Below are 8970 nucleotides of genomic sequence, written 5' to 3'. Positions count from 1 at the left end.
GCCGGAAGCCCTCGTACTGGACGTACTCGGGGTTTCGGCCGGTGCGGCGAGTGGGGGTACCCCCTGCTCGAGCGGAGTCGAGAGCTTGGGGGAGCATGCCGGGCGTCGCGACGGGGCGAACGTTGCCTGTCGCGGCACTAGGCGGAGTCGCCGTCCCGGTCGGCCCTCCATGCTCCGGGACCGCCGCCGCGCCATTCGATCAGGCCCGTGGCCGCCACGTACGCCTCGTCCGCGTCCTCGATCCCGGCTCGCCTCAGGAACTCGGCGATGTCGAGCGGCCCGTAGGCGATACCGAGGAACTGGTCGTCCACACGGACCCGCCGTCCGCCGTCCGCGGCGGGCGGGTAGACCACGACGGGTTTCACGGACGCCATGGCACCAGGGTGCGCGGGGACGGCGCCGGCCGCGCGCCGGGATGGGCCGTTCAGCCCGCCTTCCGTGTCGGCCGGAACTCGTGGACGTCGGCGGTGAGGGTGCCGTCCTGCTGCTCGTAGTGCGACAGGGCGAGGCCGAGGCCGAAGAAGGTGGGTGCCCATTCGCCGACGAAGATGCCCCAGCGGTCGGCACGGGCGACACCGGTCCCGGCCTCCATCTTCCTCGAGCCCATCCAGGCGATCACGCTGAGGCCGATGGAGGCCATGCCGGCCATGTAGGCGTGCTCGCTGCGGACGCCCATCTCGTGCATCTTCTTGATGATCATCAGCGGCTCCGTTCCGTGGGTGATTCAGGAGACGGAGTGCCCTCATCGGATGCCGATATTCGCCCGATTTGTTCTCAATGTCTGACATGGCGGCCGTGAGGCCGTGAGGGCCCCGGAACGCGCCGGGCGGCTCACCTCACGGCCGCAAGGACCTCCCTCAGGCGCCCACGTAGGCCGCCAGGTGCTCCCCGGTCAGCGTGGAGCGCGCCTCGACGAGATCGGCCGGAGTGCCCTCGAAGACGATCCGGCCGCCGTCGTGACCCGCGCCCGGGCCGAGATCGATGATCCAGTCGGCGTGCGCCATGACCGCCTGGTGGTGCTCGATCACGATGACCGACTTGCCGGAGTCGACGAGCCGGTCGAGCAGGCCGAGCAGCTGCTCCACGTCCGCCAGGTGCAGACCGGTGGTGGGCTCGTCGAGGACGTAGACGCCGCCCTTCTCGCCCATGTGCGTGGCCAGCTTGAGCCGCTGCCGCTCGCCGCCGGACAGCGTGGTGAGCGGCTGGCCGAGGGTGAGGTACCCGAGCCCGACGTCCGCGAGCCGTTCAAGGATCTTGTGCGCGGCGGGCGTGCGGGCCTCGCCGGTGCCGAAGAACTCCTCGGCCTCGGTCACCGGCATCGCCAGCACCTCGCTGATGTCGCGGCCGCCGAGGCGGTACTCCAGCACCGACGCCTCGAACCGCCGGCCCTCGCACTCCTCGCAGGGCGTGGCGACGCTCTGCATGATCGCCAGGTCGGTGTAGATGACACCGGCGCCGTTGCAGGTGGGGCAGGCACCCTCGGAGTTGGCGCTGAACAGCGCGGGCTTCACACCGTTGGCCTTGGCGAAGGCCTTGCGGATCGGGTCCGCCAGACCGGTGTACGTCGCCGGGTTGCTGCGCCGGGAGCCGCGAATCGGGGTCTGGTCGATCGCCACCACGCCCTGTTCGGCGGGGATCGAGCCATGTACCAGCGAGCTCTTGCCGGAGCCCGCGACACCGGTGACGACGGTGAGGACGCCGAGCGGGACGTCGACGTCGACGCCCTGAAGGTTGTTCGCCGAGGCGCCCCGGATCTCCAGCGCGCCGGTGGGCTTGCGGACCGTCGCCTTGATCTTGGCGCGGTCGTCGAGGTGACGGCCGGTGACGGTGCCGCTGGCCCGCAGCCCCTCCAGGGTGCCCTCGAAGCAGACGGTGCCGCCCGCCGTGCCGGCGCCCGGGCCGAGGTCCACGACGTGGTCCGCGATGGCGATCGTCTCGGGCTTGTGCTCCACGACCAGCACGGTGTTGCCCTTGTCGCGCAGGCGCAGCAGCAGGTTGTTCATCCGCTGGATGTCATGGGGGTGCAAACCGATGGACGGCTCGTCGAAGACGTAGGTGACGTCCGTGAGCGAGGAGCCGAGGTGGCGGATCATCTTGGTGCGCTGCGCCTCGCCGCCGGAGAGCGTGCCCGACGCCCGGTCGAGCGAGAGGTAGCCGAGGCCGATCTCCACGAACGAGTCGAGGGTGTGCCGGAGCTTGGTGAGCAGCGGCGCAACCGACGGCTCGTCGAGTCCCCGGACCCACTCCGCCAGGTCCCGGATCTCCATCGCGCAGGCGTCGGCGATGTTCACCTCGCCGATCTTCGAGGAGCGGGCGAGCTCGCTGAGCCGGGTGCCGTCGCACTCGGGGCACCGGCTGAAGGTGACCGCCCGGTCCACGAAGGCCCGGATGTGCGGCTGCATCGACTCGCGGTCCTTGGAGAGGAAGCTCTTCTGGAGCTTGGGGATCAGCCCCTCGTAGGTGAGGTTGACCCCGTTGATCTTCACCTTGACCGGCTCGCGGTACAGGAAGTCGTGCCGCTCCTTCTTGGTGTACTCGCGGATCGGCTTCTCCTTGTCGAAGAAGCCCGACTCGGCGATGACCCGCACCACCCAGCCGCCGCCGGTGTAGGTGGGGATGGTGAACGGGTCCTCGGACAGCGACTTGGAGTCGTCGTAGAGCTGGGTGAGGTCGATGTCGGAGACCGTGCCCCGGCCCTCGCAGTGCGTGCACATGCCGCCGGTGCGGCTGAAGGACACCTTCTCGGTCCTGGTCTTGTCGGCACCGCGGTCCACCGTGAAGCCACCGCTCGCCGAGACCGAGGCGGTGTTGAAGGAGAAGGCGCCGGGCGGGCCGATGTGGGGCGCGCCGAGCCGGCTGAAGAGGATCCGCAGCATCGCGTTGGCGTCGGTGGCGGTGCCGACGGTGGAGCGGGGGTCGGAACCCATGCGCTGCTGGTCGACGGCGATCGCGGTCGTCAGCCCGTCCAGCACGTCGACCTCGGGCCGTGCCAGGTTCGGCATGAACCCCTGCAGAAACGCGCTGTAGGTCTCGTTGATCAGCCGCTGCGACTCCGCCGCGATCGTGTCGAACACCAGCGAGCTCTTGCCCGAGCCGGAGACGCCGGTGAACACCGTGAGCCGGCGTTTGGGGATCTCGATGCTGACGTCCCTGAGGTTGTTCTCGCGCGCGCCGTGCACGCGGATCACGTCATGGCTGTCGGCAACGTGCGGCCCGGGCGACTGTCTGTCCGTCGTCGTGGCCTTGCTCATGGTGTCTCCATCTGTCGGGCGGGGCTGCCGCGCTCGGACGTTCTCGGTCCCCCGCGCAGCTCCCGAGGGGCGGCGCGGGGGAGGTGCGGTGCGGGGGCCGTTACGACGCCTTGAGCTGCTGGATGCGGACCATGTTGCCCGCGGGGTCGCGGAAGGCGCAGTCGCGGACGCCGTAGGGCTGGTCCACCGGCTCCTGGACCACCTCGGCGTCACCCGCCTGCACCCGCTCGAAGGTGCCGTCGACGTCGGTGGTGGCCAGGACGATGCTGGCGTACGTGCCCTTGGCCATCATCTCGGCGATGGTGCGGCGCTCGTCCTCGGTGATGCCGGGATCGGCGGCCGGCGGGTGCAGCACGATGTTCGTGCCGGGCTGGCCGACGGGGCCGACGGTGATCCAGCGCATGCCCTCGTATCCGACGTCGTTCCTGACTTCGAAGCCGAGGGTGTCGCGGTAGAACGCCAGGGCGGCGTCCGGGTCGTCGTGCGGAAGGAAGCTGGCGTGAATGTGAAGGTCCATGGCCGTCACGCTAGTTTCGGCTCGCGGCGGGCGCTTCTCGATTCCTGACCGGTCTGGTCACCTGCTTCGACACGCACGACGGAATGCCCGCCGTCGCGCGCGCCGCCTCCCGGCGGTAAGCGCTCGGCGGCATGCCGACCAGTTCGGTGAAACGGGTACTGAAGGTGCCCAGCGACGCGCAGCCGACCTCGAAGCACACCTCGGTGACACTGAGGTCGCCCCGGCGCAGCAGCGCCATCGCGCGCTCGATGCGCCGCGTCATGAGGTAGCTGTACGGAGATTCGCCGTACGCCTGCCTGAACTCGCGGCTGAGGTGCCCGGCCGACATGTGCACGCCCCGGGCGAGCGCCTCGACGTCGAGAGGCTGCGCGTACTCCCGGTCGATCCGGTCCTTGACGCGGCGCAGTCGGGCGAGGTCACGCAGGTGCTGCGCCGAGGCGGGTCTGCTGCTCACAAGCGCGATCGTGCCACATCGCACGCAGGTACGACTGATGTCCGGCTATACGGACCGAACCGGTCCGTACAGCCCCGGCCGGGGGCACCGCCCCGTCGGCCCCCGTGACGGCCCGCGTCAGGCCACCGCAGGCTGAAACGTTCCTGCCGGATCGGCACGGCCCGTCTCACACCCCGGCAGCCGCCGCGTCCGTCCGCTTCGCCAGTGCGGCCGCCGCCGCGCCCACCAGCCCGGCGTCGGTGCCCATCTGCGCCGGCGCCACGGTCAGGTGCCGGACGAAGGACAGCGTCGCGTAGGTACTCAGGGCCTTGCGCAGGGGGCCGAACAGGACGTCGCCCGCCTTGCCCACTCCCCCGCCGATCACCGCGATGTCGATCTCCACGAGGGTCGCCGTGGCGGCGATCCCGGCGGCCAGGGCCTGGGCGGCCCGCTCGAAGGAGGCGACGGCCACCGGGTCGCCGGACCGCGCGGCGGCGGCCACCGCGGCGGCGGAGGTGTCCCTGTCGGTGCCGGGGCGCCAGCCGTTCTCCAGCGCGCGCCGGGCGATGTTGGGGCCGCTCGCGATGCGCTCCACGCAGCCGTGCGAGCCGCACGGGCACAGGTCGCCGTCGAGGTCCACGCTGATGTGGCCGATGTGACCGGCGTTGCCGGTGGGCCCGGGGTGCAGCCGACCGCCCAGGACCAGGCCGCCGCCGACGCCCGTGGAGACGACCATGCACAGCGCGTTGTCATGGCCTCGGGCGGCGCCCTGCCAGTGTTCGGCCGCCGTGATCGCCACGCCGTCGCCGATCAGCTCGACGGGCAGGTTCCAGGCGGCGGCCCGGACCCGGGAGACGAGCGGGTAGTCGCGCCAGCCGGGCACGTTCACCGGGCTCACCGTCCCGGCGGAGGCGTCCACGGGCCCGGCACTGCCGATGCCCACGGCCGTGGCACGCCCCCACAGCGGCGACGTGGTGAGCTCGCCGAGCACCTCCTCCACGGCCCGCATCACGGTGTCGCCGTCCTCCCGGGCGGGCGTCGGCCGCTGGGCGCGGACCAGGATCCGGCCGCGGCCGTCCACCAGAGCGCCGGCGATCTTGGTGCCGCCGATGTCGAGCGCGGCCACGAGGTCGGTGTGCATCAGAGTCGGATCTCCCCGTCGGGCATGCATGAGAAAAACGCCGAGAAAGCCATCAAGCAGGGCAAGCAGCGGACCGGTCCCGTGGCGGTGCGCGGGGCCGGAGATTGCGGTGGACAGTCTCCCCCGAGCCTGACAACGTTGTCCAGGCTCTATGCTCGACGCCACATCCTCATACAAACCCAGGATCGACGCACCCCCGTGGACGACAGGACAGGACACCGCACCGTGCCCCAGCCCCCCCTCCGATCCGCAACGCGCTACGGCACCCGGCCGACCATGAAGGACGTAGCGGCACGCGCCGGAGTCGGCCTCAAGACGGTCTCCCGGGTCGTGAACGGGGAGCCGGGGGTCACCCCGGAGACGGAGCGGCGGGTCCAGGAGGCGATCGACGCCCTCGGCTTCCGCCGCAACGACAGCGCGCGGGTGCTGCGCAAGGGCCGCACGGCGAGCATCGGCCTGGTCCTGGAGGACCTCGCGGACCCGTTCTACGGGCCCCTGAGCCGGTCGGTCGAGGAGGTGGCCCGCGCACACGGCGCCCTGCTGATCAACGGCTCCAGCGCGGAGGACCCCGCGCGTGAGCAGGAACTGGTGCTGGCCCTGTGCGCGCGGCGGGTGGACGGGCTGGTGGTGATCCCGGCCGGGGACGACCACAGGTACCTGGAGCCCGAGCTGAAGGCGGGTGTGGCCACGGTGTTCGTGGACCGGCCGGCCGGGCACATCGACGCCGACGTGGTCCTGTCGGACAACTTCGGCGGCGCCCGTGACGGCGTTGCCCACCTCATCGCCCATGGGCACCGCCGGATCGGCTTCATCGGCGACATGCCCCGCATCCACACCGCTGCCGAGCGGCTGCGCGGTTACCGGGCGGCGATGGAGGACGCGGGCATACCGGTGGCGGGCTCCTGGATGTCCCTGGGCGTCACCGGTCCCGAGCGGGTGCGCAGGGCCGCCGAGGAGATGCTGACCGGCCCGGACCCGGTCACGGCGATCTTCGCGGGCAACAACCGCGTGACGGTCACCGTGATCCGGGTGCTCGCCGAGCAGACCCGCCGTGTCGCCCTGGTCGGCTTCGACGACATCGAGCTCGCCGACCTGCTCCAGCCGGGCGTCACGGTCGTCGCCCAGGACGCCTCGGACATCGGCCGCACCGCCGCGGAACGCCTCTTCCGGCAGCTGGACGGCACCCTCGTCACTCCCGAGCGCATCGAGCTGCCGACCCGGCTGATCACCCGCGGCTCGGGCGAGATCCCGCCGGCGGACTGAGCGGCCCGTGGACGACGCCACCGATCGCACGCTGCGGGCCCTCGGCCTGGCCGAGGCGCCGCGTGAGCACCCTCTGCTGTATCCGGGTGCGTGGCCCGCGGATTCCGGCCTCCTCGACGGGGACCGCTTCCTGCCGGCGGAGCGGCTGGTGTACGAGGAGCGCACGCCGGTCATCGCCATCGGGTCCAACGGCTGCCCGGGGCAACTGCGGCACAAGATGACGGAGTTCGCGATCAGGTCGCCGCTGCCGATGGTGAAGGCACGGGTGACGGGCGTCGACGCCGGCGTCTCCGCGCATGTGAGCCGCATGGGGTACGTGTCGGCGTCGCCGGTCGGCGCCCCGGGCACCGTGCGGGAGTTGTTCGTCCTGTGGCTCGACGCCGAGCAGCTCGCGGTGATCGACGCGAGCGAAGGCGTGCCGGTGCCGGGTGGCAATTTCGACCGGGCCTGGCTGCCGTCACCCGATGTCCGGATCGACCTGGCGGACGGCACCCGCCTGCCCGGGGCGTACGCCTACGTCAACCGGCACGGCGTCCTCCACGACGGCACGGGCACCCCGCGCACGCACCCCGGTGAGCGTGAGCTGCTGACCGAGCTCCTCGTCGCGCTGCCGCGTCTGCGCGAGCTGTTCGGCGTGGTGCCCGAGGAGTTCTGCGCACGGGCGCGCGGAGACCGGCGGCTGTGCGAGCGGGGCACACGGCTGTTCACCGAGGAGAAGCTGGTGACGGCCTCGGGCCTCGAGCGGTACGTGGCCGCCTCGGCGCGGGTTCAGCAGACCGGCAGCCCGGGGACCGGCGCGTCGTTGTCGCCGCCCTTGATGTGGACGTCGCTGACGTAGACGTTCGTGTTGCCGCTGTCGTCGTCGGTCTTCGCCCGCCAGACGTCGGTCCACTCCCCTGAGGTCTCGCGGCGGCCCAGGTTCTGCCGGCAGTAGAAGTAGTTGGTGCCCGCATTGAGATGCCGGCCTTGGTGCCGGAGGCGGTGTGGGAGTCGGCGGTCTTCCAGACCTGGCAGTTGTACTTGCCGCCGCCGATGGGACGGCAGACCGGGGCCGGGGTGGTCGAGCCGCCGCCCGGCGTGGCGCCGCCACCGGAACCACCGCCGGAGCGCCACCGTCCGACGTCCCGCCGCCGGTGCCACCACCGGCCGGCTTCTCGGGGGCCGGGGTGGTCGCCCGGCCGGTGGGCTCGGAATCCTTCTCGTCAGCGGGCTTCTTCGACGGAGCCCCGCCCTTTGTCGTCGCCCTGTTGCGTGGCCCTCGGGGTGGAGCCGTCGTCCACCCCGCCGGGCTCGGAGGAACCGGACTCCGCGCGGGCCTCGTCGGTCCGCGCGCCGTTCTCCTTGCCTCCGGAGTCGCCGAGCAGGGCGACCGTGGTCCCGGCGAGGACGACGGCGACGGCCGCGGCGGCGAGCAGGACGCGCGCGTTGCGGCGGGGTGCGGCGCGGTCGGGGGTCACCGGGGTGGTCGCAGCGATGGCAGCGGGGGTGCTGCCGGGGTCGACCGGACCCCGCCGGATGTGCCGACGGACGACTCCGTCGATGCGTGGCGTACAGACCAAGGGGCGGCGGTGGCCGCGACAGCCGGCGGCGACGGCTGTGACAGGGCCGGTAGGTGCCGGCGGATCCGACGTGCGGAAGCCAGCCGTCAGGCGGAGGCCGTCAGGTCCCCGCGCCGGGGCGCCGCGAAGCTCTCCAGGTCCGCCCGTGTCAGGCCGGCCAGGCGGGCGACCTCCCCGATGTCCAGGGCTCCGCAGTCCAGGCCGCGCAGCAGGTAGCCGCTGAGGGCCTTGGCGGTGGCGGGTTCGTCCATGACGTCGCCGCCGGTGCGGTTGGCATAGCGGGACAAGCGGGCGGCGGCCTGCTCGAAGCCCTCGCGGTAGAAGGCGAAGACGGCAGCGTAGCGGGTGGGGAGGTGGCCGGGGTGCATGTCCCAGCCCTGGTAGTAGGCGCGGGCCAGGGCGCGGCGGGTGAGGCCGTAGTGCAGGCGCCAGGCGTCGTGGACCTTCGCGGTCGGGCCGACCGGCAGGACGTTCGTCGAGCCGTCCGAGACGCGTACGCCCGTACCGGCCGCCGCGACCTGCATGACGGCCTTGGCGTGGTCCGCCGCGGGGTGGTCGCCGGCCTGGTGGGCGGCGGAGATGCCGAGGCAGGCGCTGTAGTCGAAGGTGCCGTAGTGCAGTCCGGTCGCGCGGCCCTCGGCGGCCTGGATCATGCGGGCGACGGTGGCGGTGCCGTCGGCGGCGAGGATCGACTGGCTGGTCTCGATCTGGATCTCGAAGCCGATCCGGCCGGGCTCGAGCCCGTGTGCCTTCTCGAAGGCGTCCAGCAGCCGTGCCATGGCGGTGACCTGCTCGGCGTACGTCAC

10 protein-coding genes and 1 pseudogene are annotated in these 8970 nt (G+C 72.1%); 2 read left to right on the top strand and 9 right to left on the bottom strand.

Features of this window, described 5'->3' with window-relative positions:
- Positions 1-137: 137 nt before the first annotated feature.
- The 6 genes from ABZ281_RS24855 to ABZ281_RS24830 all read right to left on the bottom strand — a co-directional run bounded on the left by ABZ281_RS24855 (position 138) and on the right by ABZ281_RS24830 (position 5342).
- Positions 138-374, bottom strand: a complete 237-nt coding sequence (locus ABZ281_RS24855; protein WP_356658799.1) for a hypothetical protein — start codon at positions 372-374, stop codon at positions 138-140.
- Between the two features lie 50 nt (positions 375-424).
- Positions 425-700, bottom strand: a complete 276-nt coding sequence (locus tag ABZ281_RS24850; protein WP_298551769.1) for a hypothetical protein — start codon at positions 698-700, stop codon at positions 425-427.
- Positions 701-857: 157 nt separating this feature from the next.
- A complete protein-coding gene (locus tag ABZ281_RS24845) occupies positions 858-3251 on the bottom strand; it encodes an excinuclease ABC subunit UvrA (RefSeq protein ID WP_356658797.1) in 2394 nt (797 codons plus the stop codon).
- 100 nt (positions 3252-3351) lie between these two features.
- Positions 3352-3768 carry a VOC family protein gene (locus ABZ281_RS24840; protein ID WP_142165462.1) on the bottom strand — a complete coding sequence of 139 codons (417 nt, stop codon included), beginning with the start codon at positions 3766-3768 and terminating at the stop codon, positions 3352-3354.
- A gap of 10 nt (positions 3769-3778) precedes the next feature.
- Complete coding sequence (locus ABZ281_RS24835) at positions 3779-4222, bottom strand: helix-turn-helix transcriptional regulator (protein WP_298551763.1); 444 nt, start codon at positions 4220-4222, stop codon at positions 3779-3781.
- Positions 4223-4388: 166 nt separating this feature from the next.
- Entirely contained in the window at positions 4389-5342 is a 954-nt protein-coding gene (locus ABZ281_RS24830) for an ROK family protein (protein ID WP_356658794.1), read from the bottom strand.
- 198 nt (positions 5343-5540) lie between these two features.
- Between ABZ281_RS24830 and ABZ281_RS24825 the strand changes: the two genes are divergently transcribed.
- Both ABZ281_RS24825 and ABZ281_RS24820 read left to right on the top strand, forming a co-directional pair.
- Positions 5541-6605: a LacI family DNA-binding transcriptional regulator gene (locus ABZ281_RS24825; RefSeq protein ID WP_356658792.1), complete on the top strand. Its 1065-nt coding sequence runs from the start codon at positions 5541-5543 to the stop codon at positions 6603-6605.
- A gap of 7 nt (positions 6606-6612) precedes the next feature.
- A complete protein-coding gene (locus ABZ281_RS24820; protein WP_356658790.1) occupies positions 6613-7443 on the top strand; it encodes a hypothetical protein in 831 nt (276 codons plus the stop codon).
- Here the strand turns inward: ABZ281_RS24820 and ABZ281_RS24815 are convergent.
- The 3 genes and pseudogenes from ABZ281_RS24815 to ABZ281_RS24805 all read right to left on the bottom strand — a co-directional run.
- On the bottom strand, positions 7374-7718 hold the full coding sequence (locus tag ABZ281_RS24815) for a hypothetical protein (protein ID WP_356658788.1): 345 nt from the start codon (positions 7716-7718) through the stop codon (positions 7374-7376). The genes ABZ281_RS24820 and ABZ281_RS24815 overlap by 70 nt on opposite strands.
- Positions 7719-7807: 89 nt before the next feature.
- Positions 7808-8164 carry a hypothetical protein gene (locus ABZ281_RS24810; RefSeq protein ID WP_356658786.1) on the bottom strand — a complete coding sequence of 119 codons (357 nt, stop codon included), beginning with the start codon at positions 8162-8164 and terminating at the stop codon, positions 7808-7810.
- Positions 8165-8250: 86 nt separating this feature from the next.
- A pseudogene (locus ABZ281_RS24805) lies at positions 8251-8970 on the bottom strand (aldolase); the annotation flags it as partial.

Source organism: Streptomyces sp. NPDC006265, assembly GCF_040613555.1.
Taxonomy (GTDB): domain Bacteria; phylum Actinomycetota; class Actinomycetes; order Streptomycetales; family Streptomycetaceae; genus Streptomyces.
Note: the sequence above shows the minus strand (reverse complement) of the source record. Positions and strands in the feature narration are given on the sequence as shown.

Coding starts and splice junctions, on each gene's coding strand:
- ABZ281_RS24855 (WP_356658799.1), bottom strand. CDS start 374: ATGGCGTCCGTGAAACCCGTCGTGGTCTACCCGCCCGCCGCGGACGGC.
- ABZ281_RS24850 (WP_298551769.1), bottom strand. CDS start 700: ATGATCATCAAGAAGATGCACGAGATGGGCGTCCGCAGCGAGCACGCC.
- ABZ281_RS24845 (WP_356658797.1), bottom strand. CDS start 3,251: ATGAGCAAGGCCACGACGACGGACAGACAGTCGCCCGGGCCGCACGTT.
- ABZ281_RS24840 (WP_142165462.1), bottom strand. CDS start 3,768: ATGGACCTTCACATTCACGCCAGCTTCCTTCCGCACGACGACCCGGAC.
- ABZ281_RS24830 (WP_356658794.1), bottom strand. CDS start 5,342: ATGCACACCGACCTCGTGGCCGCGCTCGACATCGGCGGCACCAAGATC.